The following is a 25,974-nucleotide window of genomic DNA, read 5'->3' on the forward strand; positions in this document are numbered from 1 at the left end:
ACCCACCACACACCGGGCGCCCCCGCCCAACAACCCCTCCGCCGAAGGCGGAGAACGGCGGAACCCCCACGGCGGGAAAGCCGACAACGTGGGCAGGCCGACAACGTCAGCCCGCCGACGTCCGCCGGAAGACGACGATGTCCGCGGCGGTGCCCAGGGGGACGTACGTGGACTTGGGGTGACGGGCGGTCACATCGGCGAGGGCCTGTTCGGGCGTGTGGTGGTCGGGCAGTTGGGCGGTGACGTAGTCGGGGGCCAGACCGCCCGTGTCGCCGGTCCAGTAGACGCGGGCCCGGCCGGTGAGGTGGCTGATCGGGCGGACGTCGGACTCCACGGTCGCGCCGTCGGGGATCTGGTCGAGCAGCCGCTCGGCGGCGGCCACGCCCGGGGGCTTGCGGTAGGTGGCGGCGTCGGTCAGCCGGGCCAGCGGGAGGCCGGTGGTCAGCGCGAGCGCGGCGGCCAGTACGGCGGCCGGCAGGTGGTGTGCGTACGAGCGCAGCCACGGGCGGGCGGCGGCGCGGGCCCGCGGCAGGGCGTCGACCAGGGCGAGGAAGACGACGGGCATCAGGACGGCGTTGTAGTGCCAGTCGATGCCCCAGTAGTGCGGATCGTGGGAGAGGAAGCGCCAGCCGAGCGTCGGCAGCGCGACCAGGAGGAGCGGGGAACGGAGCGCGAGCAGCCCGGTGGTGGGGAGCAGTACCCACAGCACGGTGCGGAGTGCGACGTCGACCGGGACGGCGGGGGACGCGCCGCCGTGCGCGCCGAGTTTGCTCCAGTAGTCGTACGAGCCGGAGCCGTTGAAGCCGGGGATGATCAGGCCGAGGGTGACGGCGGTGGCGGTGATGCCGAACGCGACCAGGGCGATGGGCAGCGGGCTCGCGCGCCGGGTGCGGAGCAGCGCCAGCGCGCCGATGGCGGCGGCGGTGACGCCTAGGTCCTCCTTGACCAGCACCAGCGGCGTGGCCCAGCACACCGCCGCGTTCCACCGGCCGCGCAGCACCGCTTCGAGGGCGAAGGCGATCAGCGGCATCGCGAACGCTATCTCGTGGAAGTCGAAGTCGACGGCCTTCTGTATGCCCCAGGACAGGCCGTAGGCGACGCCGATGGCCAGGCCCGGCCGGCGGCCGAGGTGGCGGGCGGCGGCGCGGGTCACCGGCACCGCGGACAGTGCGAACAGCGCGGCCTGCGCGGTGAGCAGCGTCAGCGGCGACGGTATGAGGCGGTAGAAGGGGGCGAGCAGGACCAGGACGGGGCTGAAGTGGTCGCCGAGGATGTTGGTGCCGGGCCCCTTGAGGTCGACGATCGGCGCCTGGAAGTGGGCGTAGCCCCGTATCGCCTGCTCGAAGATGCCGAGGTCCCAGGACACGTCGGACAGGGAGCGGAAGCGGCAGTACGAGAGCACGGCGAACACGAGGAAGCACAGCCCGGCGATCCAGTACGGGTCGAGGTGCGGCGCCCGGAGGGCGGCGAGGCGGGCCGCCGGCGGACGGGCGGGGGACGCGGTCGCCGTGGCGGCGGTGCCGCGCGGCCCGATGTGGCCGCGCGCCGCCGGTGCTGCGGCCGTGTCCATGGGGTCCTCACTCTCGGTTTCCGAAAAGATACTCGAATGGGTGAACGGGTCGGCGCGGGGCCCGGAGGGCGATCCGCCTCCTTGTTCACCTGTCCCGCACCCCCGTGGCCATGCGCGGGAACAGTGGTGCGGTGCGGACCGCGCCGTACGCCCCGCGGCCCGGCCGTCGGGAGACCTCCGCGCCGTGCCCCCTCGCCGCGCGTCGGTGACTCAGACGCCACGGCGCGCCCGTCCGTTCCCGCGGGCAGGCCGGGAACCGGGGGTGCGGCGGGCCGTGCGCCACAACGGCCTCCGGCCCGGACCGCGGTGACGCGGTGCCGGGCCGGAGGCCGTCGGGGGAGCTGTGCGGGGGCGGAGCCCGGTGGCTGCGGCCGGGTCAGCTGGTGGGCAGCTTCCAGTGCACGGCCTGCATGTCGATGTCCGGGGTGACCTCGATGTCCAGCTCCTTGGCGGTCGGCGGGGCGTCGAAGGCGACGTCCACGGTGGCGGTCGCGCCCGGGGCGATCGAGCCGTCGAAGCCGATGCCGATCTTGCCGTCGATGATCTGCTCCGCCTTGCGGCCGTCGGCGCCGGTCTTCGCCTTGATCTGGGTCAGGGCGGGGTTGAAGGCGGCCTTGCCCTTGTTCTTGATCTGCACGGTGACCTTGTACGCCTTGTTGCCCGCGGTGTGCCCCGAGGCGATGTCGCCGACTGCGTAAGGCGCCGGCTTGGCGACGCTCACCTCAAGGCCCTTGTCCGGGTAGGTCGCGAACTCACCGGGGCCGTAGGACTTGTTGCTGCCGCCCTTGCTGCCGTCCTTGGGCTGCGCCTGCGAGCCGTTGACCTGCTTGTTGATCTCGTCGACCGCCTGCTTGGTCGCCATGACGGTGACGATGCCGCCGACGATCGCCAGGATGATCGCGAGCACGCCCAGGATCGTGCCGGTGATCGCCACGCCCTTGTTCGTGGCCTGGCCCTTCTTGGCCCGGCTCGCCCCGACCAGGCCGAAGACCAGCGCCAGGATGCCGAGCGGTCCGGCGATCCAGAACAGCAGCATCGGGATGCCGCTGAGCGCGCCGATGATGCCGAGGATCAGGGCGGCGATGCCCAGTCCGTTGCGCGCCGCCTGAGGGGCGGGGCCCGGCATGCCGTGGGGCCCCTCCGGGACGGGCTGGTAGTGCATCTGCTGAGACATGCGAAGGGGCCCCTTCCGGGCGCTGGAAGCTGTTCCGTCGAATCGGTGGGTCAATAAGAGCATGGGGTGTGAACCGAGTCAACATGGATCTGTCAATCGAATGAGTTCACGCCGTGAAGGGGGATGTGCAAGGTGGATGGGTATGCTCGTCGACACAGAGATCACGGGGGTCATCGGGACAGGAGCCAGCCAGGTGCCGCAGAAGGCGACGGACGACAGCGCGACCCGCGGCGCCGCGGGTGCCGGCGCGAGCGCGGGAAGCGGGGCGGACGGCCGCCCGGCCGAGGTGACCGCCGCCGGCATCGCCCGGCTCGCCGGCGTCGGCCGGGCCGCGGTCAGCAACTGGCGGCGCCGGCACGCCGACTTCCCCAAGCCGGTCGGCGGCACCGAGACCAGCCCCGCCTTCGCCCTCCGCGACATCGAGCAGTGGCTGCGCGACCAGGGCAAACTCGCCGAGGTGCCGCCGCGCGAGCGGGTCTGGCAACAGCTCGTCGGACACCCCGCCGGCGCCGCCGCCGCGCTCCGCCAGGCCGGCGCCGTGCTGCTGCTGGTCCACGAACGGCCCGCCGCCTGGCAGCAGCTGCGCGCCGCCGCCGACGACGCCGAACTGACCGGCGTGCTGCCCGCGATGCTGGAATCCGTCCTCACCGGCCGGCTCGGCACGGAGCACCCTGTACGGGGCCTGACCCGCGAGGCGCTCGCCCCGTCCGCCGCCCTGGTGCGGGCCGCCGGCGACCTCGCCACCGCCGACGGCGCCCCCGAGGCGTACGCCTTCCTGCTCGGCCGGCATCTGGACGCCAACCCCCGTCAGTACACCCTCACCCCGCCCGGACCGGCCGCGCTGATGGCCGAACTGGCCGCGCCGGAAGGCACGTTGGGTACCGTCCTCGACCCGGCGTGCGGCGCCGGCGCGCTGCTCACGGCCGCCCGCGAGCATTCCCGCCCGTCACCCGGCGCCGCCCCGCTCACCCTCCACGGCCAGGACGCCGACCCCGACCTCGCCGCTCTCACCGCGCTCCGGCTCGCCCTGGAAGCCCCCGCCGCCGAGGTCCGCGTCCGGGCCGCCGACACCCTGCGCGCCGACGCCTTCCCGCAGCTCGCCGCCGACGCCGTCCTCGTCCACCCGCCGTTCAACGAACGCAACTGGGGCCACGACGAACTCGCCTACGACCCCCGCTGGGAGTACGGCTTCCCGGCCCGTACGGAATCCGAACTGGCCTGGGTCCAGCACGCGCTGGCCCGGCTGCGGGTCGGCGGCACCGCCGTCCTCCTCATGCCGCCCGCCGCCGCCTCCCGCCGCTCCGGCCGCCGGATCCGCGCCGACCTGCTGCGCCGCGGCGCACTGCGGGCGGTCATCGCGCTGCCCGCCGGCGCCGCACCGCCCCACAGCATCCCGTTGCACCTCTGGGTGCTGCGCAAGCCCGGCGGCGCCCACCCGTCACCCGGCCACCGCGCCTCATCGTCGCCGCTGCGCGGCGGCACCACCCCTCTCGCCCCGCACCTGCTCGTCGTCGACACCGCCGCGCCGCTCGCCGGCGGCACCGGCCGCGACAAGCCCGACTGGCAGACCGTCCGGGCCACCGCGCTCGACGCCTGGCAGCTCTTCGACCGCGACGGCGAGATCGAGGAAGTGCCCGGCGTACGGCGCTCGCTGGCCGCCATCGACCTCCTCGGCGACGACGTCGACCTGGCACCCGCCCGGCACCTCCCACCGCCCGCCGCGGCCGGCGGCCCCGCCGAACTCGCCCGGGTCCACGACCGGTTGACCGCCACCCTCGCCCGTACCACCGAACTCACCCCGCGCCCCGGCGAGGACACCGCCGCCCCCGGGACGTCCGCCGCCCGCTGGCCGCTGACCACCGTCGGCGAACTGGCCCGCTCCGGCGCCCTCGTCCTGCGCGCCGGCGGCGCGGGCACCGCGGCACCCGACGGAGCGCCCGCGGTCCTCACCGACCACGACGTCATCGGCGGCTTCGCCCCCTCCGGCACCCTCCCCGAAGCGCCGTCCGCCGGCCCGCCCGAGGAGCCGGTGCTCGTCCGCGAAGGCGATGTCGTGGTGCCGGTCCTCGGCGGCGGCGCCATCGCCCGGGTCGTCGACGAGGCCACCGCCGGCGCCGCCCTCGGCCGCAACCTCACCCTGCTGCGCCCCGACCCCACCGCCCTCGACCCCTGGTTCCTCGCCGGCTTCCTGCGCGGCACCGCCAACAACCGGCAGGCCAGCAGCTACGCCTCCACCGCCACCCGGCTCGACGTCCGCCGCCTCCAGCTGCCCCGGCTCCCGCTGGCCGAACAGCGGTGCTACGGGCGGCGGTTCGGCGACCTGGCCGCCTTCGAGGGTGCGCTGCGGCAGGCGTCCCGGCTGGGCGAGCAGCTGGTGCAGGGGCTCTACGACGGGCTGACGGACGGCTCGGTCGGGCCGGACTGAGCCGGGCCGATCCGGTCCGGACCGATCCGGTCCGGTCCGGGCCCGGCCGGTATGGACGGTAGGGCCGGGTCGGTCCGGGGGACCGGGGTGGCGGTGCGCGCGGGACGGCCGAACGCGCCCGCCGGGAAAGGCATTTGGCCCGACCCATTCCGCACAACCCCGCACATGCGCCCGGCGTCGTCTATACGCTCGCAAGCACGTGCGCGCACCGGAACACCCGGCCCCGCGCTCCCCGAGTTCCCCCCGCCCGAAGAGGGTGGTGCCCCCATCGGCCGCCGTGGCAGCACGGCCCCCGGCCCCGGCCACGAACGATCCCTCAGGAGCAGTGATGCACGGCCCCGTCCAGGCCCCTCCGCCGCACCGCCCCCCGGCGCGCGGGACGGTCCTCACGCTGCGGGTGGTCTTCGTCGCCGCCACGGTGCTCAGCCTGGGCTTCCTGGCCTGGGCCGCGCTGCTGCGGGCCGCCATCGTGCAGCGCGGGCAGCAGGGCTGGTGGGTCTTCGGCGGCGGCCTGGCGCTGTTCCTCGGCAGCTGCGTGGTGATCACGAGCTACCCCGCGACCGACTGGCGCACGAACGCGGCGGTCGGCGGCCTGCTGCTCCAGATCGCGGGAGCCGTGGCCTACTACCTCGTCGTCGACATCCGCGCCGCCCGCACCAGCGGCTACGGTGCCGGCGCCCGGCCGACCGGATACGGCACCGCCGCCCCCGCCCACCCCGCCATGCCCCCAGCCGCCGCCCCGCCCCCCTACGGCGCACCCCCGGCCGCCGCCCCCGCCGACCCGTACGCCGTCACGGCCACCGGACTCCCCCCGTATGCGCCGCCGGCCGCTCACCCCGCACCGCCTCCCCACGCGCCCTACGGAACCGACCGGCGCCCACGGCCCCAGCGCATCGACCGCGTCCGCGCCGAGCTCGACGAACTCAGCGACTACCTCCGCAAGGAGGAGGGACGGTGAACGGCCGGGTCATCGCCGGGCGTTACGAACTCTCCGTGCTGCTCGGCCAGGGCGGCATGGGCCAGGTCTGGATCGGCTACGACCGCCGTCTGGACCGCCGGGTCGGCGTCAAGCTGCTGCGCCCCGACCGGGTCGCGGGCACGCCGGACGGCGAGGAGATGCGCCGCCGCTTCGTCCGCGAGTGTCGGGTCACCGCCCAGGTCGACCACCCCGGCCTGGTCACCGTCCACGACGCCGGCAGCGACAACGAAGACCTCTACCTGGTCATGCAGTACGTCGACGGCGCCGACCTCTCCGACCACCTCGCCGAGCACGACCCCTACCCCTGGCCGTGGGCGGTCTCCGTCGCCGCCCAGCTCTGCGCCGTACTGGCCTCCGTCCACGCCGTGCCGATCGTCCACCGCGACCTCAAGCCGCGCAACGTCATGATCCGGCCGGACGGTTCCGTCATCGTCCTCGACCTGGGCATCGCCTCCGCCCTGGACACCGACACCACCCGCCTCACGCACACCGGCTCGCCCATCGGCAGCCCCGCGTACATGGCGCCCGAGCAGGCGATGGGAGGCGCCGTCGGCCCGTACACCGACCTGTACGCCCTCGGGGTGCTGCTGCACGAACTCCTCAGCGGCGAGGTCCCGTTCGCCGGCTCCACCGCGCTGGGCGTCCTGCACCGCCACCTCTACGAGGAGCCCGTCCCGGTCCGCCGGCTCCGCCCCGACGTCCCCGAAGCCCTCGAAGCGCTCGTTCTGCACCTCCTCCGCAAGGACCCCCAGGCGCGCCCCGCCGACGCCCAGGAGGTCTACGAGGCGCTGGCCCCCCTCCTCCCCACCGCCTCCGTTGGCCCACAGGCCCCTCGGGCAGCCACCCCGCTGGCTCCCATGGACCCCACGCGCCCCTTCCGCCAGCCGCACGCCCCCTGGCCCGTCCGCTCGGCGCCCGCCCCGGCGGCGCTGTCCACCCCCCGCGCCCCCGAGCCGTCGCCCGGCGCCCGCCCGGTCCCCGCGACGGCCGCCCCCGCCCGCCCGGTACACGACCCCCGCACCTCCCTCCAGAGCGCCCGGAACGACCGGCAGGACCGGCAGGACCGGCAGGACCGGAACGGCTGGAACGACCGCCCCGCCACCGCTTCGCACGGCTCCGCCTCCTCCCCGGCCACCGGTGCCGTCCCGGACGTGGCCGCCGCCGTCGACGAGGTCAAGGTCCTCCTCGACCAGGGCCGCATCACCCGCGCCGTGGACATCCTCGGCGGCATCCTCCCGGCCGCCGCCGAACGCCACGGCGCCCACTCCCCGGTCGTCCGCACCCTCCGCAAGCAGTACGCCGCCACCCTCATGGACGACGGCCAGTACCGCCGCGCACTGCCCGAACTCCGGCTCCTGGCCGAGGAGTTCGCCAAGGAGTCCGGCGCCGGTGCCACCCGGCAGGCCCTCCAGTTCCACTACGAGGCCGCCCAGTGCCTGGAGCAGCTCGGCGAGGTGTCCCAGGCCCTGGAGGAGTACCGCGCCCTCCTCCCGTACTTCGAGCACTACGCCGACGACCCCGTCCGCCCCCTGGAGATCCGCCGCTCCATAGGCCACCTCCTGCTGGCCCAGGGCGAACGCGGCGCCGCCAAGGAGGCCCTCTCCCGCCTCCTCTACGACGCCGAACGCCTGCACGGAGCGCACCACGCCTTCCCGTCGGAGATCCGCCGGACGCTGTACTGGCTGGGCCAGGTGCAGGGCTGAGCGCAGGGTTGAGCCGGCGGCCCGCGGCCCGGTGCTCCGGTCACGCACCCGGCCCCCGCCCGGCCCCCGCCCAAAGAACCCGACCCCCGCACGGATCGTTGGCCGAAGCAGTGGCCGCAGCCACGCCGACTCCATAGCATCGACCCCTCAAGGTCGAGTCTCCGTCCGTTCCGTCGTCGCACGATCTGCCGGGAGGCCAAGTGTTCCGCCGTAGGACAGCGCTCTCCGTTTCCGCCGCCGCCGCTCTGCTGGCCGCGACGCCCCTGCTCGCCGCCTGCGGCACCGCTGCGCATCCCGGTGCCGCCGCCATCGTCGACGGGAAGCGGATCACCGTCGCGCAGTTGCAGTCCCGGGTGAAGGACATCCGCACCGCGCAGGCCAAGTCCCCGCAGGGCGCGCAGCTGGTCATGAACACCGGGCGGCTCAGCCTGGCCACCCTCAACGGGATGATCTTCGACGAGGTGCTGGCGCGGGCCGCCAAGGACGCCGGGGTGACGGTCGACCGCTCCGACGTCCAGCAGTGGCGGGCGGTGGCGGAGCAGCGGTCCGGCGGCGCCGAGCGGCTGAAACTGATGTGGCTCCAGCAGGGCATCGCGCCCGACGAGATCGACGCGATGGTCCGCAACCAGCTCCTGCTGGACGGTCTGGCCCGGCACCTCCGCGCCGACCGCAACCAGCCGGAGGGCCAGCAGAAGCTCGCCCAGGCGCTGTCCAAGACGTCCCGGGACATGGGGATCGACGTCAATCCGCGGTTCGGCAAGTGGGACGACCAGCAGGTCATCCTCGGCGAGACCAAGGACCCGTGGATCACCCCGGCGGCGCCGCCCCGGCAGCAGCAGGTGTAGGGAAGCAGGGGAGCGCGAGGAGGGACGGGCGCCGGCGTCGCTGTCACCGGCTTGCGTTACGTTCGATGGGTGAACGCTGACGCCACTTCCGCCGCCGACGACACCGGCGCCGAGCCCCACCCCCAGGGCGCCGGCACCGGCCGCCTGGTCCTCCTCACCACCAGCCACCGGGTCGCCCCCGGACTGCTGTCCTGGCCCGCGTGGCAGATCGTGCGGGCCGCCGAGCGGGTGCTGTGCGCCGACCCGGACCATCCGCAGCTGCCCTACCTGCGGGAGGCCGGCGTCACGGTCGAGATCGCCGCCCCCACCGCCCGCGAGCTCGTCGACTACTGCGTGCCGGGCGCCCGTACGGCCGTCGTCATCACCTCCGCCGCCGGCGAGAGCGCGCTGACCGACGGCCTGGCCCGGCTGGCCGGCTCCGGCCGCGAGACCATGCCCGACCTGGAACTGCTCCCCGGCTCCTACGACCTGCCGGGCGCCCGCCTGCTCGACCTCGTCCAGGTCATGGACCAGATCCGCGCCGAGTGCCCCTGGAGCAGCATCCGCACCCACCGCGACCTGGCCAAGTACGCCATCGAGGAGGCGTACGAGCTGGTCGAGGCCATCGAGGAGGGCGACCGCGACGCGCTGCGCGAGGAGCTGGGCGATGTGCTCCTCCAGGTCGTCTTCCACGCCCGGATCGCCCAGGACGACCCCGACGAGCCGTTCTCGGTCGACGACGTGGCCGGCACGATCGTCGAGAAGCTGCTCCACCGCCACCCCCACGTCTTCGGCGCCGAGACCGCCGAGACCCCCGAGGACGTCAAGGCCCACTGGCTCCGCACCAAGGCCGAGGAGAAGCAGCGCGAGTCCGTCACCGAGGGCATCCCGCTCGCCCAGCCCGGCCTCGCCCTGGCGGCGAAGCTCGCCTCACGGGTCCGCACGGCGGGCCTGGACGTCCCGACCCCTTCGGGCCAAGGCATCGGCTACGAACTCCTCTCCCTCGCCGTCCGCGCCGAGTCCGAGGGCGTCGACCCGGAGGCAGCCCTGCGCGCCGCGGCCCGGACGTACCGGGATGCGGTGGTGGCGGCCGAGGGGGGCGCCGCTTAGCACCGTTGGGGGAGCGGGGCCGGACAGCACAGCGCCCCGCCCATGCACCGCAGTGCACGGACGGGGCCAGTGCCGCGCCCTCACCGCCGAAGCGGCACCTCGCCAAGGGAGGCGGACCGGGGCGGGAACCTGAGCGCGCTCAGTCCAGGCTTATCCGGTCGGGAGCGTCGCTGTCCGACGCACTGAGCTGCCTTACTCGCGGTCGCTCAGCGGGCCGGGGTCACTTCCCGTCTCCCCCTTGCGGCTGCGGGTCACGCGGAGCCTCGGGCGGCATGGGGCCACCGTCGTGTTTCCCGCCATCGGCTTCCATGCCGACGGGGTGGCGGAACGGGATACCGCGCCATCCCTCGGTGTCGGGTGTGCGCGTCTCATACGTATCGACGCTCACTGCACTCATTTACCAACCTCCTCTTTCGCGAGGGGCCACGCCGCCGTACCGTCGAGGGCATGGCCGGTAAGCCGCAGAGCGGTTTCTCTGCGGTTGGGGCACCCGTCCCGGCGCTTCACCTGTCCAGGGTTTCCGCCGCCGGGGCGGGAGTCTTCAGGCTCCGACTACCGCCGGGCAGATGCGGTAGACCCACATGACGGGCCGGGGTGTCTTCCAATGGCCAGGCGTCCAGCGACAGTTCTCCAGGGCGCTGGGCTGTACCGAATCGGCTGGTCATGGCTCTCGCCGTCTCCACACGTCTTCCGCATGGCGACAACGCTAGAAATAGCCGGGAGTTGGCCTCAACGCACTTGCGCGAACTTGCGCCTGCTCACCCGATAGAGCCGATTGCCGCCGTGATCAGTGCCCGTGCCTGGGCACCATAGACGGCCAAGTCCGCCAAGCCAGCGAAGGTGCGGGCGTACATGCTGATCTCGTGTGGCTGCGTGATGGTCAGGAAGGCAGACACGAGTTCCACGTTGACTTGGGCGTGGTCAAAGATCCAGAAGTCCTCTACTGGCCACAGCGCGGTGCGGTCAGCGCCAAGCGGGATCACTCCCAGGCTGACGTTGGGGAGGGTGGCTACAGACAGGAGGTGGCCGAGTTGGCCAGCCATGGTCGTTGATCCGCCGATGCCGTGTCGTAGGACGCTCTCTTCCAAAAGGACAGCGAAGCGGCGGGGCCCCTCCTGGAGGATGCGTTGCTTGTCCACCCGGACTTGAACGGCCTCGTCCAGGTCGTCGGGCAGGTCGTGCCGGTCGCGAATCGCCCTGAGAAGTGCCTCGATGTAGGCACGGGTTTGGAGGGGGCCGGGGATCAGCCACGACGAGTAGGCGCGGAAGTGCCGCGTTCGGTCCCAGAGCGGGAGTACCGACTCTTGTGCCCGGCGGAGACCCGACCGTTCCATGCGTCGCCACTCGATATACGCACCGTCGATGTTGCGCGCGGTGGCTATCAGATCGGCCGTCTGCTCCTCTGCGCCACAGCGCAGTGTCCACACCCGCAGATCATCGTCGGACGGCGCTGTACGGCCGTTCTCGATACGGCTGCATTTGCTCTCATGCCAGCCTGCCCGAGCGGCAAGCTCCCGCGCTGTCAGTCCTGAGTCCTTCCGGATCTCGCGCAGGCGCTTGCCTAGTGCCTCTCGGGCTTGCTGGACGCTGGACGATGAAGTCACGTTCGAGTGTTCCGGGTGCGTGCTGTCAGAACGGCCGGTACTCCTCGTGAGGAGTCGCCCGTTCCCAGACCGCTTCGAACGCCGTCACACACGCGCGAACCACAGCGGGGTCGGTCACCAGCTCTCCGCCGGTCATCTCTCCGTCACCGTTGAAGTGATTGAAGAGTACGGACGACCCGTCGAAGACCCAGCAGTCGTTACCCGGCAGCAGCAGCGAAGATGCCTGCCGACGGGGCAGCCAGCGCACCGACTCGCCGGCCTTGACGTTGTGTCCGCTGGTGAGCGCGTGCTCATAGCGAATGTAGGTGGAGACGGGTTCCGAGACGACTCGCGCACGCCGCACGTCCACGCCACGGGCCACCGAAGCGGAAACAAGGTTGATCCACCAGGGCCAGCGCTCGGCGGGATCGAAATGGTTTCCCGCTGTCCACTCCTGGTAGTCCGCATCCAGCGCGTACGCGTCCCTGGCTTCGAAGTGCCACGCACTCTGCTGGGCAGACCGGAACAGCTCCTCAAATGCCGGCTCCGCCGTCACCACCGCTCACCTCCGGGAAGAACTGCATCATGCGCCTGGGGAACTCGATCACGGTTTCATGAGCCGGGATGTCCATCTGGGCAAGCCGCTCAGCGTCCGTGACCCGCCATCCTTGCAGGATGTAGTTCCCGGTCTCGTCGTCCAGGTACACAGTCGGTGAGCCGTTGTTAGGGCTCTCCGGGTCCTTGCCCAGTCGCTGCAAAGCCATGGTGTCCTCCCCTGCCTTGGGTGACGATCAACATGATTGAGCTTGCGCCTGATCACCCCAGCTTGCCAGCGACTTGCACGAACTTCTAACCCGCGCTGCCTTCGTCACGGTCGCCCGCAGGCGTCGCACAGGAGAGTGTGGGTGTCCTGTGATCTCCGACGTGGCCGCCATCAACCACCTCCTGGGTCTGGGCCACCCCGGGGCCAAGCGCGCACTCGGGGAGGCCCCGAAGCCGAGCCGGAGACAGGCGGCACTGCGGGTCAGAGCAGATGATCCGCCTTGCCCGCCCGGTGCCCGTCGTCGGCGTCGGTTTCGGCGCCGTCATCCGGGTCGTCGTACGCAGGCGCGGGCAGCCGGGCGCCCCGACTCACCGCCACCCGGCGCACGTTGGCGAGCGAGGTGGTCAAGTCGGCCGCGAGCAGGTGGATTTCGCCGGGCGTCCACGTACGTGCGCGCAGGACGTGACCGGCTTCCTCGATGAGTTCCGCCGCCGATTCGAGCTGCGCTGCCTCGACCCGGTCGGCCATACGGGAGACGTATCCGGCCCCGTCGCTCGCGAGGAGATAGCACGGTTTCCCTTCCGGACCGGTCCATGGCAGAAGCCGCCCGCCGTCCGGGAGCCCTCGATTAGGCTCGGTCATGTCGTCAACCTCCATGGGGTTGGTGGCCACGCCCTCGGGCCGGTGTGCGCCGGTCGCGAGGGTCCTGCGCTTCTTCACGCTGTGTGGTCGTTCCCTCACAGGGTCGGGCCTGTTCTGGCTACGCTGCTAGTGGGACGAGCCCGACAACGCAGCTGTCAAGCAGGGGAGTTCAGCCCATGGAGAGGCAATACCGGCCACGCACTCCCAGGGAGAAGTACGGGGAGGAGCTGAGGATCCGGCGCATCGCGGCCGACATGACACAGGAGGCGCTGAGCGAGGTCGTGGTGTGCTCGCCGACGTTGATCAGCCATTTCGAGGCGGGCAGGCGGCTTCCGAGGCCGGATGACGCGCAGCGGATCGATCAGGCGCTGGGGACGGATGGCTTCTTCGTCCGGTGGCTGGAGGACCTGGAGTCGAAGTACACCGATCATTTCGCGGCCGTGGCCGAATTGGAGCAACAGGCCACGCTGATCCAGCACTTCGCGCTGACGCTGGTCCCCGGTGTGCTCCAGACCGACGACTATGCAGGCGCCTTGTTCCGCGCCTACCGGCCGAACTACACAGCCGAGGAGCTTGACGAGTTCGTCGTCATCCGAACGAAACGCCGCCGCATCCTCGACGGGCCGATGCAGCCGGTCGCGTGGACGCTGCTCGACGAGGCCGTTCTCCGGCGCCGCGTCGGCGGGGGGCGAGTCATGGCCGACCAGTTGCACAGGATCGCGGACATGACCGAGGCGGGGCGGTTGCGACTCCACGTACTGCCGAACAAGGTGGGGGCACATGCGCTCCAGCAGAGTCTGCTCACACTCATGAGCTTTGCGGACTCGGCCCCGGTGGCCTACGTCGAGGGCTTCGTGACCGGGAACTTGATGGATGACCCGGCCCTGGTGAGTGCCTGCCAGACGGCCTACGCTCTGGCTCTGGGCGACGCGTTGTCGCAACAGGAGTCACTGGCCCTCGTCAGGGCGGCAGCAGAGGAACACGCGCATGGGCAGCACTAAGGGCATCGTCTCCGACTCGTCCATCCTCACCGGGTGGTACAAGTCCAGTCACAGCGGCGGCGATCAAGGCGAATGCCTGGAAGTAGCCCGCGGCCACGCCCACGTCCCCGTACGCGACAGCAAGCGCCCCACCGGCCCCGCGCTGGTCTTCCCCTCCCAAACCTGGTCGGCGTTCGTCGCGGCCGTCAGGAGTGGGGAGTTCTCCGCCTGAGCCGCTCCACCAGCCAAACCCCCACCACAGCCACCGCCATCCCCGCCCCCAGCGCGCAGACGCCGCCCCAGCCGCCGACGCTCCACACCACCGAGGTCAGTGCGGAGCCGACCGCGCCGCCCACGAAGTAGCTGGTCATGTAAGCCGAGTTGAGGCGGTTGCGGGCCTCGGGGCGTACCCCGTACACCAGGTTCTGGTTGCTGACGTGCACCCCGTGGGCGGCGAGGTCCAGCACGATGACGCCGGCCAGCAGCGCCGCCAGCGACCAGCCGCCGCCCGCGCCCCCGGCCGCCAGGAGTCCCCAGGAGCCGAGGAGCAGGAACGCGCAGACGCCGGTGACCCGGTGGACCAGCCCGCGGTCCGCGAGCCGCCCGGCGACCGAGGCGGCGAGCGAACCGGCCGCGCCGACCAGCCCCAGCAGCCCGATCGCCGACTCCTGCCAGCCGTACGCGGGCCCCGACAGCAGGAACGCCATCGCCGTCCACAGGATGCTGAAGCCCGCGAAGGTCAGTGCGCCGAGCGCTGCCCGCCAGCGCAGCACCGGTTCCTGGGCGAACAGGGCCAGAGTCGAGCGGAGCAGGGCGGGATAGCGCAGTCCGGCGGTGGTACGGAGGGCGGGCAGGCGCAGGCGCAGCAGGACGGCCATCAGCAGCATCAGGGCGGCGTTGACCCAGTAGACCGTGCGCCAGCCGCCGAGTTCGGCGAGCAGCCCGGCCGCCGTACGGGCCAGCAGGATGCCCAGCAGCAGGCCGGTCATCACGGTGCCCACGGTCCGGCCGCGTTCCTCGGGAGCGGCCAGGGTCGCCGCGAACGGCATGACGACCTGGGCGGCGACCGAGGCCAGACCGGTCAGGGCGGTGCCGGCGAGGAGCAGCGCGCCGTTCGGGGCGCTCGCCGTCACGGTGAGGAAGGCGGCGGTCAGGGCGCAGAGGACGACCGCGAGCCGCCGGCGTTCCAGGAGGTCGCCGAGGGGGACGAGGAGCAGCAGGCCGAGCCCGTAGCCGGTCTGGGCGACGGTGACGACCAGTGCGGCGGTGCCGGTGGAGAGGTGGAGGTCGTGGCCTATGACGTCCAGGAGCGGCTGGGCGAAGTAGTTGCCGGCGACGGACAGCCCGGCGGCGGCGGACATCAGCAGCAGGGTGCCGCGACCCATGTGGGGCGGCGGTGCGTGCGTGTCCGGTGCGGTGTCCTGCGGCGCGACGGTTCTCATGGCATCCAGCCTCGGGGCTGCCCCATCCATCGGTCCAACGCATGGTTTTCATCGCATCGATCGTGAAAAGAGATGGATCGAGAGGGATTGCTGGCGGCGGGTGCCGGTGGTCGCGCGCCTACGATCGCGCGCATGGAGCTCCAGCAGATGCGGTACGTCGTCGCGGTCGCCGAGACCGGTGGGTTCACCCGGGCCGCGGAGCGCTGCCATGTGGTGCAGTCCGCGCTCAGCCATCAGGTCGCCCGGCTGGAGAAGGAGCTGGGCGCCCGGCTCTTCGACCGGACGAGCCGGCGCGTGCGGCTGACCGCTGCCGGGGAAGCTTTCGTACCGGTCGCCCGGCAGGCGCTCCAGGCGGCCGAGCGGGCCCGCGCCGAGGTGGACGCGGCGACCGGCGAGGTGCGCGGGCGGCTGGCGGTGGGGGCGATCTCCACCGTGGAGGCCGTCGATCTCGCCCGCGAGCTGGGCGCGTTCCGGACGAGGTATCCGAAGGTGCGGATCAGCCTCCAGATGGAGATGAGCGATCCGCTGATCGAGCGGGTGCGGGAGGGCGCGCTGGACGTGGCGTTCGTCGGGCTGGTGCCCGGGGCGCGCACGGTCGGCGTACGGGAGAAGGTGCTGGCGCACGGGGAGCTGGTCGCGGTGGTGCCGCCGGAGCATCCGCTGGCCGGGCGGGAGTGGACGACGCTGGCGCGGGTGGCGCGCGAGACCTTCGTCGACTACGCCGAGGGCTCGGCGGCCCGCCGCCAGCGCGAGGAGGCGTTCCGGGCGGCGGGGCTGGCGTCGGAGGTGGCGTTCGAGGTGACCACCGTGGAGTTCCTGGCGAAGCTGGTCCGGGCCGGGCTCGGCATCGGCATGGTGCCGGAGGCGTTCGCCCGCAAGCTGACCGGGCTGCACATCGTCCGGGTACGGCCCGCGCCGGAGCGCACCGAGCGGGTGGTGTGGAGCGGGCTGGGGCCGTCGCCGGCCGCCGCGGCGTTCCTGGAGGGGCTGGGCGTCGAGCAGGGGTGAGACGCGCGGGCGGGATGGGGCGGGTGCGTCACCAGTTACGGTCGATATGTGCAGCAGATGTCCGACGCCCACGCCGACGCCCGCCCCGAGGCCCCGCCCGCCGAAGGTCCCGCGCGCTGTCCCGCCGCCCCGGCGGCGGCCCCCGCGCCCGACCTCTTCACCTGGGAGTTCGCCGCCGATCCGTATCCGGCGTACGCCTGGCTGCGGGAGCACGCGCCGGTGCACCGGACGGAGCTGCCCAGCGGCGTCGAGGCGTGGCTGGTCACCCGCTACGTGGACGCCCGGCAGGCGCTCGCCGACGCGCGGCTGTCCAAGAACCCGGTGCACCACTCCGAGGCGGCCCACGGCAAGGGCAGGATCGGCATCCCCGGCGAGCGCAGCGCGAATCTGATGACGCATCTGCTGAACATCGACCCGCCGGACCACACCCGGCTGCGCCGCCTCGTGTCGAAGGCGTTCACGCCCCGCCGGGTCGCCGAATTCGCACCACGCATACAGGAGTTGACGGACCGCCTGATCGACGGCTTCGCGACCCGGGGGAGTGCGGACCTGATCCACGAGTTCGCGTTCCCGCTGCCGATCTACGCGATCTGCGACCTGCTCGGTGTCCCGCCCGAGGACCAGGACGACTTCCGCGACTGGGCGGGCATGATGCTGCGACACACCAAAGCCGGGCACGGTGGGGGACCGCGCGGCGGCGTCGCCCGCTCGGTGAAGAAGATGCGCACGTACCTGGCCGAGCTGATCCACAGCAAGCGGGCGGGCCTGGGCGCGACCGCCGCCCCGGACGAGGACCTGATCTCCGGCCTGATCCGCGCCTCCGACCACGGCGAGCACCTCACCGAGAACGAGGCCGCGGCGATGGCCTTCATCCTGCTCTTCGCCGGCTTCGAGACCACCGTCAACCTCATCGGCAACGGCACCTACGCGCTCCTGCGCCACCCCGCCCAGCGCGAGCTGCTCCAGAAGTCGATGGCGGCCGGCGACAGCGAACTCCTCGCCACCGGCATCGAGGAACTGCTGCGGTACGACGGTCCCGTGGAGCTGGCCACCTGGCGGTTCGCGACCCGGGAGCTGACGCTGGGCGGGCAGCGGATCGCCGAGGGGGACCCGGTGCTCGTGGTGCTGGCCGCCGCCGACCGCGACCCGGCGCGGTTCACCGAGCCGGACGTGCTCGACCTCACCCGGCGTGACAACCCGCACCTGGGGTACGGGCACGGCATCCACTACTGCCTCGGCGCGCCGCTGGCCCGCCTCGAAGGGCAGACCGCGCTCGCGACCCTGCTGACCCGGCTCCCGGACATCCGACTTGCGGTGGAACCGGACGATCTGCGCTGGCGTGGCGGGCTCATCATGCGCGGACTGCGGTCCCTGCCGGTGGAGTTCACGCCGGAGGTCCGCTGACCGGCGAAGGGCGCCGCGACCGCCCGCATCTGACATGACGTCAGCTGCGTGACCTACACGTGATCTCCGCTACACCGACTTGTGACTACCCGTGACCCCGGTTACCTTTCCACGGACGATCGCGGTCGAGTGTTCGACCGGCGGCCGGACCGACGGCAGAACCCGGCGGACCGGTCGGGGCCGCTCCGGCGCCGATCCGACAACTCAACCGCCGCGCGAAAGGCAACCGCATGCGTTCCGGGAACGGCCGGCATCGTCGACCCCGTCAAGCACCGGCCATTTTTGTCACGGCAGGAGTAACCGGCGCGGGCCTCGCCCTGCCCCTGTTCGCCGCGAGCGGCGCCCACGCCGCCGACACCGGCACCTGGGACAAGGTCGCCCAGTGCGAGAGCGGCGGCGTGTGGAGCGCGAACGCGGGCAACGGCTTCTACGGCGGCCTCCAGCTCACCCAGGAGATGTGGGACGGCTACGGCGGCTCGGCCTACGCCTCCCGCCCCGACCTCGCCAGCCGCGCCCAGCAGATCGCCGTGGCCGAGTCCATACTCGACGACCGCGGCCCCGACGCCTTCCCCGGCTGCGCGGGCAACGCCGGCCTCGCCAAGGACGGCCGGGCGCCGGACGTGAACCCCGGCAGCACGACCCGGCCCTCCCCGCGCCCGTCGCACTCCCACACCGCCGACCCCTCCGACGGGTCGGACGACGACTCGGGCACCGCCGGCCCGTCCGGTTCGGCGCCCGGGCCCGACTCCCCGGGATCCGCGGACAACGGCGATCAGGGCAACCAGGGCAACCAGGGCAACCAGGGTGACAACGGCGACCGGGGTAACCAGGGCGATCACGGTGACCACGGCGACTGGGGTGACCACGGCGATCACGGCGACAAGGGCGACCACCCCACCGACCCCACCGGCCCGTCGGCAACCCCGACCCCGTCGCCGTCCGGCTCCGCCTCTCCGACGCCCGGCGACGACCGGCCGACTCCGTCCGCGCCGCCCGGCCGGGGCAAGCACCGCGGCGCCCCGGACGACGGCGAGGGCAAGGGCAACGGCAACGGCAACGGCAAGAACGGCGGCAAGCGCGGCAGCGGGGACGGCACTGGGGACGGCCGCGGGGACGACGGCAAGGGCGCCGGTGCGGGCCGTGACGAGGGCCGGGGCGGCGACCCCGACCGCTCCTCGGACGGTCACGCCTCCCGCGGCGGTGACGCGCACGACACGCCCCCGGCCGCTGCCGACCGCTACCTCGTACGCCCGGGTGACACCCTGTCAGCCATCGCCGGCAGCCATGATCTGCCCGGCGGCTGGACCGCGCTCTACGACCGCAACAAGGACGTCGTCGGTGCCGACGCGGACCTGATTCGCCCAGGTCAGCTGCTCGATCTCGGGCACGGGGAAGGGTAGTTACCGGCGGTTCGTCCCTTTTCTCCAAAGTGAGACAAGGCTCTCGTTGCGGGGGGCGGGCCATGGCCCGCCCCCCGTTGCCATACCGGTGCCGACCTGCGGAAATGCCCACCCTGGTGATCAAAAACGGTCAACTTGGTTCAGAGCATGGGGTTTGAACACCAAGAGGATTACTGCTTACGGTCAGGACCGCTCGCCAAAGCGAGCTCTTCGATCGCACGCCGAATCCTGCCGGCGGTCGGGGGAACCGACGCGCAAGCGCCGAAGGCAGGAGCGGGGGACCCAAGGTAAGTGCCGGCCCCGCCCGTGAGAGCGGGTCAGCCGGCTTGGGGTGAAGCCGTGTGTGCAGCACACACGGCCGGGCAACTCACATGGCCCGAACCCGACAGCTCACCTCGTAGGCGTCGGTGAGGAAACGAACGCACCATGCTGATCAACAAGGGCAAGCACCGCCGCAGCTCCAAGGCCGTCCGCGTCGCCACCCTCGCCGGTGTCGCCGGTGCCGCCGTCGCCGTCCCGCTGATGGGCGCCACCTCCGCCTCCGCCGCCTCGGTCGCCACCTGGGACAAGGTCGCCCAGTGCGAGTCCGGCGGCAACTGGTCGATCAACACCGGCAACGGCTACTACGGTGGCCTCCAGTTCTCGAACTCCAGCTGGGCCGCCGCCGGTGGCACCAAGTACGCGGCCCGCGCCGACCTGGCCACCAAGGCCCAGCAGATCGCCGTCGCCGAGAAGCTGCTCGCCATCCAGGGCCCGGGTGCCTGGTCCTGCGCCGGTGCCGGCAACCTGACCGCCGGTGGCCCGGCCGCCGACGTCGACCCGTCCGGCTCCGCCGCCAAGAAGAGCCAGGGCACCACCGAGACCCACAAGAAGTCCGAGGGCACCACCAAGAAGTCCGCCCCGGTCCGCGAGAAGGCCCAGCCGGCCCCGCAGCACTCGCACCGCTCCGGTGAGACCTACACCGTGAAGGCCGGCGACACCCTCGCCAAGATCGCCAAGGCGCACGGCACCAACTGGAAGTCGCTGTACGCGGCCAACAAGTCCGTCGTCGGCGGCAACCCGAACCTGATCTTCCCGGGTCAGAAGCTCAGCATCTGAGCCGCTTCGGCCGGTCCGGCTCCCCGAGCCGGACATGAGCCGGACCCGGACCGGCCGTCCGAGTCTGCCCCGCCCCGGCGCGTACTTCCCCCGAGCGCGCCGCGGCGGGGCTTCTCCATGACGTCGCTTCCAGGGCTCCTTTCCACGGCGTCGCTTCCACGGCGTCGCGCAGCCTGCCCGACGACCGCCTTCCGCCGGTTTCCCCGCTCAGCGAACAATCTGCCCGAACCTTCCGTGAACTGGGATTTTGGGCTGCTTGTTGGGTTTTTCCGTCCCACGGAGCGGGCCGAGGGCGAGCGGATCCGTCCGGGGCCGTTAGGCTCATGCCGAGACCTCCAGACACCCATGAAGGAGACAACGTGCCGTCCATCGACGTCGTCGTAGCCCGCGAAATTCTCGACTCGCGAGGTAATCCCACGGTCGAGGTCGAGGTCGGCCTCGACGACGGCAGCACCGGCCGTGCCGCCGTGCCGTCCGGTGCCTCGACCGGTGCCTTCGAGGCCATCGAGCTCCGCGACGGCGACCCGAACCGCTACCTGGGCAAGGGCGTCGAGAAGGCCGTACTGGCCGTCATCGAGCAGATCGGCCCGGAGCTCGTCGGCTACGACGCGACCGAGCAGCGGCTGATCGACCAGGCGATGTTCGACCTGGACGCCACCGACAACAAGGGCTCGCTCGGCGCCAACGCCATCCTCGGCGTCTCCCTCGCCGTCGCGCACGCCGCCGCCGAGGCCAGCGACCTGCCGCTGTTCCGCTACCTGGGCGGCCCGAACGCGCACATCCTGCCCGTCCCGATGATGAACATCCTGAACGGCGGCTCGCACGCCGACTCCAACGTGGACATCCAGGAGTTCATGATCGCCCCGATCGGCGCGGAGTCCTTCTCCGAGGCGCTGCGCTGGGGCGCGGAGGTCTACCACACCCTCAAGAAGGTCCTCAAGGAGCGCGGCCTGTCCACCGGCCTCGGCGACGAGGGCGGCTTCGCCCCCAACCTCGGCTCCAACCGCGAGGCCCTCGACCTCATCCTGGAGGCCGTCAAGCAGGCGGGCTACGCCCCCGGCCAGGACATCGCGCTGGCGCTGGACGTCGCCGCCTCCGAGTTCTACAAGGACGGCAAGTACCAGTTCGAGGGCAAGGAGCGCTCGGCCGCCGAGATGACCGAGTACTACGAGGAGCTGGTGGCGGCCTACCCGCTGGTCTCCATCGAGGACCCGCTGTTCGAGGACGACTGGGCCGGCTGGAAGGTCATCACCGACAAGCTCGGCGCCAAGGTGCAGCTGGTCGGCGACGACCTCTTCGTCACCAACCCGGAGCGCCTGGCCCGCGGCATCGAGGAGGGCTCCGCCAACGCCCTGCTGGTGAAGGTCAACCAGATCGGCTCGCTGACCGAGACCCTGGACGCCGTCGAGCTGGCCCAGCGCAGCGGCTTCAAGTGCATGATGTCGCACCGCTCCGGCGAGACCGAGGACGTCACCATCGCCGACCTCGCGGTCGCCACCAACTGCGGCCAGATCAAGACCGGCGCCCCGGCCCGCTCCGAGCGCGTCGCCAAGTACAACCAGCTGCTGCGCATCGAGGAGATCCTCGACGACGCCGCGGTGTACGCGGGCCGCAGCGCCTTCCCGCGTTTCAAGGGCTGACGCCCTGAAACGCTCGGCGGTCCCCCGTTTCAAGGGCTGACGGCCGCAGCCCGCGGCAGCGTCCGTACGTCTTCCGTCCGTCCCCGGCACCGGTCCCGTACCGTTGCCGGGGACGTACGTCGTTGTGGCGACACGGCGGCACGACGGAATCTGAAGGGGAGGCGAGGCCACGTGCCCGCGGACCGGTTCTCCACCGCGACCCGGCTCAAGGCGCTCGGCGAACAGGCCGCCGCCCGCGTCTACCGTGCGAAGCGCCGCCCCCGGCGCAACCGCCTCACCGGCCGCGCCGCCCTGCTCGCGCTGGTGATGTGCTCCCTGGTCGTCGCCCTCGCCTACCCGATAAGGCAGTACATCTCCCAGCGTTCGGACATCGCCGACCAGCGCCGCAAGGCCCAGGACGCCGGCGCCGAGCTGAACCGGCTGCGCGACGAGAAGGCCCGCTGGCAGGACCCGGAGTTCGTCCGGCAGCAGGCCCGCCGGCATCTGCACTACGTCATGCCGGGCGAGACCGCCTACACCGTCCAGGACGGCTCCGGCGTGCGCGCGGCGCAGAAGGGGTCGGCGGCGGCGCAGCCGCCCTGGTACGAGAAGCTGTGGGACGGGGTCGACGCCGCGGACCGGCGGTAGCCCGTACTGTCGACACCGGGACCGTCCGCACGGCCCCACCCGCACGACCCCGCGGCGGTGCGCACCGAGCCCGGCGGCCGACCGGCCCCCGGGGCGGCCCGCCGCCCCGCCCGGCCCCGCCGCGACCGGACCAGAATCCGCCGCCCTCACCGAAAGCGCCCATGGAAACGCCTCCGCCCCAGACCGAGCCCACCGAGCCCACCGCCGCGGACATCGCCGCTTTCAAGGAGCAGCTCGGCCGCCCGCCGCGCGGCCTGCGCACCATCGCGCACCGCTGCCCCTGCGGGCAGCCGGACGTCGTCGAGACCGCGCCGCGCCTGGAGGACGGCACGCCCTTCCCCACGCTCTACTACCTCACCTGCCCGCGCGCGGCCTCCGCGATCGGCACGCTGGAGGCCAACGGCGTGATGAAGGAGATGACCGAGCGGCTGGCGGCCGACCCGGAACTGGCCGCCGCCTACCGCGCGGCCCACGAGGACTACATCCGGCGCCGGGACGACATCGAGGTGCTCCAGGGCTTCCCGAGCGCGGGCGGTATGCCCGACCGGGTCAAGTGCCTGCATGTGCTCGTCGGCCACTCGCTGGCGGCCGGGCCCGGCGTCAACCCGCTCGGCGACGAGGCCCTCGCGATGCTCCCGGAGTGGTGGCGCAAGGGCCCGTGCGTGTCCCCGTGCGCGGACGCACCGGAGGGCGCGAAGTCCCCGGCCGCCGCGACCCGGTACACCTCGGAAACCCCCGACGCCCCCGAAGGAGACGCCAAGTGAAGCGGGTCGCCGCCATCGACTGCGGTACCAACTCCATCCGGCTGCTCGTCGCCGACCTGGACCCCGGCACCGGTGAACTCAAGGAACTGGACCGCCGGATGCAGATCGTCCGGCTGGGCCAGGACGTCGACCGGACCGGCCGGCTGGCCCCCGAGGCGCTGGAGCGCACCTTCGCGGCCTGCCGCGAGTACGCCGCGGTGATCAAGGGCCTGGGCGCCGAGCAGCTCCGGTTCGTGGCGACCTCCGCCTCCCGGGACGCGGAGAACCGCGAGGACTTCGTCCGCGGTGTCGTCGACATCCTGGGCGTCGAGCCCGAGGTGATCACCGGCGACCAGGAGGCGGAGTTCTCCTTCACCGGCGCCACCCGGGAACTGACCGGCCACCCCCATATCGCGCTGCCCTACCTGGTCGTGGACATCGGCGGCGGCTCGACCGAGTTCGTCCTCGGCGACGGGTCCGTACGGGCGGCCCGCTCCGTCGACGTCGGCTGCGTCCGGATGACCGAGCGCCACCTCGTCCACCACGGGGAGATCAGCGACCCGCCGACCGCCGGCCAGATCACCGCCATAAAGGCGGACATCGCCGCGGCCCTGGACCATGCCGAGGAGACCGTCCCGCTGAGCGAGGCCGCCACCCTGGTCGGCCTGGCCGGCTCGGTGACCACCGTCGCCGCCATCGCCCTCGGCCTGGACCACTACGACTCCGCGGCCATCCACCACTCCCGGATCTCCCTGGCCAAGGTCCGCGAGATCACCGAGGACCTGCTCACCTCCACCCACGCCGAACGCGCGGCCAGCCCGGTCATGCACCCCGGCCGGGTCGACGTGATCGGCGCCGGCGCCCTCGTCCTCCTGTCGATCATGGAACGTATCGACGCCGAGGAGGTCGTCGTCAGCGAACACGACATTCTGGACGGCATCGCCTGGAGCATGGTCTGACCCCCGCCCCGGCCGGCTCGCCGCGCCGGGGACCGTTCCGGCGGCCGGTGCCGCCGGGCGGTGTCCGGCGCGGCAACCGCCCCCGGCGAGCGGGATTTTGAGCGGGTCGGACGCCGTCTGAGCGGCCTTCAGGCGGGTTGCAGGGGTTCCGGACGGGGCGCCGGAAAGAAAGTTCGTGAAATCCTTCACATGAAAAACCCGCCTCATGGGCGAACTATCTGTCCATCCGACCCTCATTCGAAGGTCCTAGGACCCTCCCGCCCGCGAATTGCCCGGTCTTCGGTGTGTCTCCGGCGTGTTACGCGAGTGTGCGCACGAGGGGTGGTTCGGCGGCGCGAGGCGGGACAAGCCCTGATCAACAGGGGTCTCCAACGTGTCGCGTTACACCGTGGTTCCCCAACTTCGCTATGGCGTCGGTCACGGAGCCGGCGGAGTGTAGCAGACGCCTCCTACATCCTTGTGAAGGGGCTCACGAGCAACCCCCCATGTGGGGGTGGATACTCGATTGCATGAGCACCACGGAGCGTCCCAGGATCCTCGTTGTAGGCGGTGGGTACGTTGGCCTGTACGCGGCGCGCCGCATTCTGAAGAAGATGCGGTACGGCGAGGCGACCGTCACGGTCGTCGACCCGCGCTCGTACATGACGTACCAGCCCTTCCTCCCTGAAGCTGCGGCCGGCAGCATCTCTCCCCGCCACGTCGTGGTCCCGCTGCGACGCGTGCTGCCCACGGCGGAGGTCCTCACCGGCCGGGTCACCACCATCGATCAGGACCGCAAGGTCGCCACCGTCGCCCCGCTGGTCGGCGAGGCGTACGAGCTGCCCTTCGACTACCTGGTCATCGCGATGGGTGCGGTCTCCCGTACCTTCCCGATCCCCGGCCTGGCCGAGAACGGCATCGGCATGAAGGGCGTGGAGGAGGCCATCGGCCTGCGCAACCACGTCCTGGAGCAGCTGGACAAGGCCGACTCGACCACCGACGAGGAGGTCCGCCGCAAGGCGCTGACCTTCGTCTTCGTCGGCGGCGGCTTCGCGGGTGCGGAGACCGTCGGCGAGGTCGAGGACATGGCCCGCGACGCCGCGAAGATCTACAAGAACGTCAAGCGCGAGGACATGCGCTTCCTGCTGGTCGACGTCGCGGACAAGATCCTCCCCGAGGTCGGTCCGAAGCTCGGCGCCTACGGCAAGGAGCACCTGGAGTCCCGGGGCGTCGAGATCTACCTCAAGACCAGCATGAAGTCCTGCGTCGACGGCAACGTCGTCCTGGACAACGGCCTGGAGGTGCTCTCCAACACCATCGTGTGGACCGCCGGCGTCAAGCCGAACCCGGTGCTGTCCCGCTTCGGCCTGCCGCTCGGCCCGCGCGGCCACGTCGACACCGCCGCCACCCTCCAGGTGCAGGGCACCGACTACATCTGGGCGGCCGGCGACAACGCGCAGGTCCCCGACATGGTCGGCCGCAGGGCCGGCAACGAGAACGCCTGGTGCCCGCCGAACGCGCAGCACGCGCTGCGGCAGGCCAAGGTCCTCGGCGACAACGTCGTGTCCGGTATGCGCGGCTTCCCGCAGAAGGAATACAGCCACGCCAACAAGGGTGCGGTGGCCGGTCTGGGGCTGCACAAGGGCGTCGCGATGATCGTCATGGGCAAGACCAAGATCAAGCTCAAGGGCCGTCTCGCCTGGTACATGCACCGCGGGTACCACGGCATGGCGATGCCGACGTTCAACCGCAAGATCCGGGTCTTCGCCGACTGGACCCTCGCCATGTTCCTCAAGCGCGAGGTGGTCTCGCTCGGCGCCATGGAGAACCCCCGCGAGGAGTTCTACGAGGCGGCCAAGCCGGCGCCGGCCCCGGCCGCCGCGACCGGTGGCGACAAGCCGAAGGCCAAGGCTTCCTGAAT

At 72.1% G+C, this 25,974-nt stretch carries 23 protein-coding genes and 1 riboswitch; of the genes, 16 read left to right on the forward strand and 7 right to left on the reverse strand.

Going from position 1 to position 25,974, the window contains the following annotated elements; all coding sequences use genetic code 11:
• Window positions 1–106 precede the first annotated feature (106 nt).
• Both IEZ17_RS34865 and IEZ17_RS34870 read right to left on the reverse strand, forming a co-directional pair.
• Entirely contained in the window at window positions 107–1,570 is a 1,464-nt protein-coding gene (locus IEZ17_RS34865) for a DUF2079 domain-containing protein (protein WP_189307314.1), read from the reverse strand.
• Between the two features lie 376 nt (window positions 1,571–1,946).
• The gene (locus tag IEZ17_RS34870) at window positions 1,947–2,744 is read right to left on the reverse strand and encodes a DUF4190 domain-containing protein (protein ID WP_189307315.1); all 798 of its coding nucleotides are present in this window, start codon (window positions 2,742–2,744) and stop codon (window positions 1,947–1,949) included.
• Window positions 2,745–2,886: 142 nt separating this feature from the next.
• Between IEZ17_RS34870 and IEZ17_RS34875 the strand changes: the two genes are divergently transcribed.
• From IEZ17_RS34875 to IEZ17_RS34895, 5 genes are all read left to right on the forward strand, one after another.
• Window positions 2,887–5,169 (forward strand): N-6 DNA methylase, encoded by a 2,283-nt coding sequence (locus IEZ17_RS34875; protein ID WP_189307318.1) that lies wholly within the window; start codon window positions 2,887–2,889, stop codon window positions 5,167–5,169.
• Between the two features lie 328 nt (window positions 5,170–5,497).
• A complete protein-coding gene (locus IEZ17_RS34880) occupies window positions 5,498–6,127 on the forward strand; it encodes a hypothetical protein (protein WP_189307320.1) in 630 nt (209 codons plus the stop codon).
• The gene (locus tag IEZ17_RS34885) at window positions 6,124–7,851 is read left to right on the forward strand and encodes a serine/threonine-protein kinase (protein ID WP_189307322.1); all 1,728 of its coding nucleotides are present in this window, start codon (window positions 6,124–6,126) and stop codon (window positions 7,849–7,851) included. The genes IEZ17_RS34880 and IEZ17_RS34885 overlap by 4 nt, the downstream gene beginning before the upstream one ends.
• 200 nt (window positions 7,852–8,051) lie before the next feature.
• Window positions 8,052–8,696 carry a SurA N-terminal domain-containing protein gene (locus tag IEZ17_RS34890; RefSeq protein WP_189307324.1) on the forward strand — a complete coding sequence of 215 codons (645 nt, stop codon included), beginning with the start codon at window positions 8,052–8,054 and terminating at the stop codon, window positions 8,694–8,696.
• Between the two features lie 69 nt (window positions 8,697–8,765).
• On the forward strand, window positions 8,766–9,785 hold the full coding sequence (locus IEZ17_RS34895) for a nucleoside triphosphate pyrophosphohydrolase (RefSeq protein WP_189307326.1): 1,020 nt from the start codon (window positions 8,766–8,768) through the stop codon (window positions 9,783–9,785).
• Between the two features lie 758 nt (window positions 9,786–10,543).
• Here the strand turns inward: IEZ17_RS34895 and IEZ17_RS34900 are convergent.
• The 4 genes from IEZ17_RS34900 to IEZ17_RS34915 form a co-directional block, all read right to left on the reverse strand.
• Entirely contained in the window at window positions 10,544–11,389 is an 846-nt protein-coding gene (locus IEZ17_RS34900; RefSeq protein WP_189307328.1) for a helix-turn-helix domain-containing protein, read from the reverse strand.
• Window positions 11,390–11,414: 25 nt separating this feature from the next.
• Window positions 11,415–11,924 (reverse strand): DUF6879 family protein, encoded by a 510-nt coding sequence (locus IEZ17_RS34905; protein ID WP_189307331.1) that lies wholly within the window; start codon window positions 11,922–11,924, stop codon window positions 11,415–11,417.
• On the reverse strand, window positions 11,902–12,132 hold the full coding sequence (locus IEZ17_RS34910) for a hypothetical protein (RefSeq protein WP_189307333.1): 231 nt from the start codon (window positions 12,130–12,132) through the stop codon (window positions 11,902–11,904). The genes IEZ17_RS34905 and IEZ17_RS34910 overlap by 23 nt, the downstream gene beginning before the upstream one ends.
• A gap of 260 nt (window positions 12,133–12,392) precedes the next feature.
• A complete protein-coding gene (locus IEZ17_RS34915; protein ID WP_308427745.1) occupies window positions 12,393–12,851 on the reverse strand; it encodes a hypothetical protein in 459 nt (152 codons plus the stop codon).
• Between the two features lie 98 nt (window positions 12,852–12,949).
• Here IEZ17_RS34915 and IEZ17_RS34920 point away from each other — a divergent pair, with 98 nt between their 5' ends.
• Together IEZ17_RS34920 and IEZ17_RS34925 are read left to right on the forward strand one after the other, a co-directional pair.
• Complete coding sequence (locus IEZ17_RS34920; RefSeq protein ID WP_189307334.1) at window positions 12,950–13,774, forward strand: helix-turn-helix domain-containing protein; 825 nt, start codon at window positions 12,950–12,952, stop codon at window positions 13,772–13,774.
• Window positions 13,761–13,985: a DUF397 domain-containing protein gene (locus tag IEZ17_RS34925; protein ID WP_189307336.1), complete on the forward strand. Its 225-nt coding sequence runs from the start codon at window positions 13,761–13,763 to the stop codon at window positions 13,983–13,985. The genes IEZ17_RS34920 and IEZ17_RS34925 overlap by 14 nt, the downstream gene beginning before the upstream one ends.
• Here IEZ17_RS34925 and IEZ17_RS34930 read toward each other — a convergent pair.
• The gene (locus tag IEZ17_RS34930; RefSeq protein ID WP_189307338.1) at window positions 13,960–15,195 is read right to left on the reverse strand and encodes an MFS transporter; all 1,236 of its coding nucleotides are present in this window, start codon (window positions 15,193–15,195) and stop codon (window positions 13,960–13,962) included. The genes IEZ17_RS34925 and IEZ17_RS34930 overlap by 26 nt on opposite strands.
• Window positions 15,196–15,327: 132 nt before the next feature.
• Between IEZ17_RS34930 and IEZ17_RS34935 the strand changes: the two genes are divergently transcribed.
• The 9 genes from IEZ17_RS34935 to IEZ17_RS34975 all read left to right on the forward strand — a co-directional run bounded on the left by IEZ17_RS34935 (window position 15,328) and on the right by IEZ17_RS34975 (window position 25,972).
• Window positions 15,328–16,203 (forward strand): LysR family transcriptional regulator, encoded by an 876-nt coding sequence (locus IEZ17_RS34935; RefSeq protein WP_189307340.1) that lies wholly within the window; start codon window positions 15,328–15,330, stop codon window positions 16,201–16,203.
• Between the two features lie 57 nt (window positions 16,204–16,260).
• Complete coding sequence (locus IEZ17_RS34940) at window positions 16,261–17,607, forward strand: cytochrome P450 family protein (protein ID WP_189307379.1); 1,347 nt, start codon at window positions 16,261–16,263, stop codon at window positions 17,605–17,607.
• Between the two features lie 230 nt (window positions 17,608–17,837).
• Window positions 17,838–19,007, forward strand: coding sequence for a LysM peptidoglycan-binding domain-containing protein (locus tag IEZ17_RS34945; protein ID WP_189307342.1), 1,170 nt, complete (start codon window positions 17,838–17,840; stop codon window positions 19,005–19,007).
• A 249-nt stretch (window positions 19,008–19,256) separates the two neighbouring features.
• A riboswitch (cyclic di-AMP (ydaO/yuaA leader) is annotated at window positions 19,257–19,426 on the forward strand.
• A 7-nt stretch (window positions 19,427–19,433) separates the two neighbouring features.
• A complete protein-coding gene (locus IEZ17_RS34950; RefSeq protein WP_189307344.1) occupies window positions 19,434–20,105 on the forward strand; it encodes a LysM peptidoglycan-binding domain-containing protein in 672 nt (223 codons plus the stop codon).
• A gap of 323 nt (window positions 20,106–20,428) precedes the next feature.
• Window positions 20,429–21,745, forward strand: coding sequence for a phosphopyruvate hydratase (gene eno, locus IEZ17_RS34955; protein WP_189307346.1), 1,317 nt, complete (start codon window positions 20,429–20,431; stop codon window positions 21,743–21,745).
• Between the two features lie 171 nt (window positions 21,746–21,916).
• Window positions 21,917–22,372, forward strand: a complete 456-nt coding sequence (locus tag IEZ17_RS34960) for an FtsB family cell division protein (protein WP_189307348.1) — start codon at window positions 21,917–21,919, stop codon at window positions 22,370–22,372.
• Window positions 22,373–22,533: 161 nt separating this feature from the next.
• Window positions 22,534–23,136, forward strand: a complete 603-nt coding sequence (locus IEZ17_RS34965) for a DUF501 domain-containing protein (RefSeq protein ID WP_229852942.1) — start codon at window positions 22,534–22,536, stop codon at window positions 23,134–23,136.
• On the forward strand, window positions 23,133–24,074 hold the full coding sequence (locus tag IEZ17_RS34970; protein ID WP_189307350.1) for a Ppx/GppA phosphatase family protein: 942 nt from the start codon (window positions 23,133–23,135) through the stop codon (window positions 24,072–24,074). The genes IEZ17_RS34965 and IEZ17_RS34970 overlap by 4 nt, the downstream gene beginning before the upstream one ends.
• A gap of 509 nt (window positions 24,075–24,583) precedes the next feature.
• Window positions 24,584–25,972 (forward strand): NAD(P)/FAD-dependent oxidoreductase, encoded by a 1,389-nt coding sequence (locus IEZ17_RS34975; protein ID WP_189307352.1) that lies wholly within the window; start codon window positions 24,584–24,586, stop codon window positions 25,970–25,972.
• The last annotated feature ends 2 nt before the right edge of the window (window positions 25,973–25,974 follow it).

The sequence above is a fragment of the Streptomyces albospinus genome (assembly GCF_014648695.1).
In the GTDB taxonomy this organism is placed as follows: domain Bacteria; phylum Actinomycetota; class Actinomycetes; order Streptomycetales; family Streptomycetaceae; genus Streptomyces; species Streptomyces albospinus.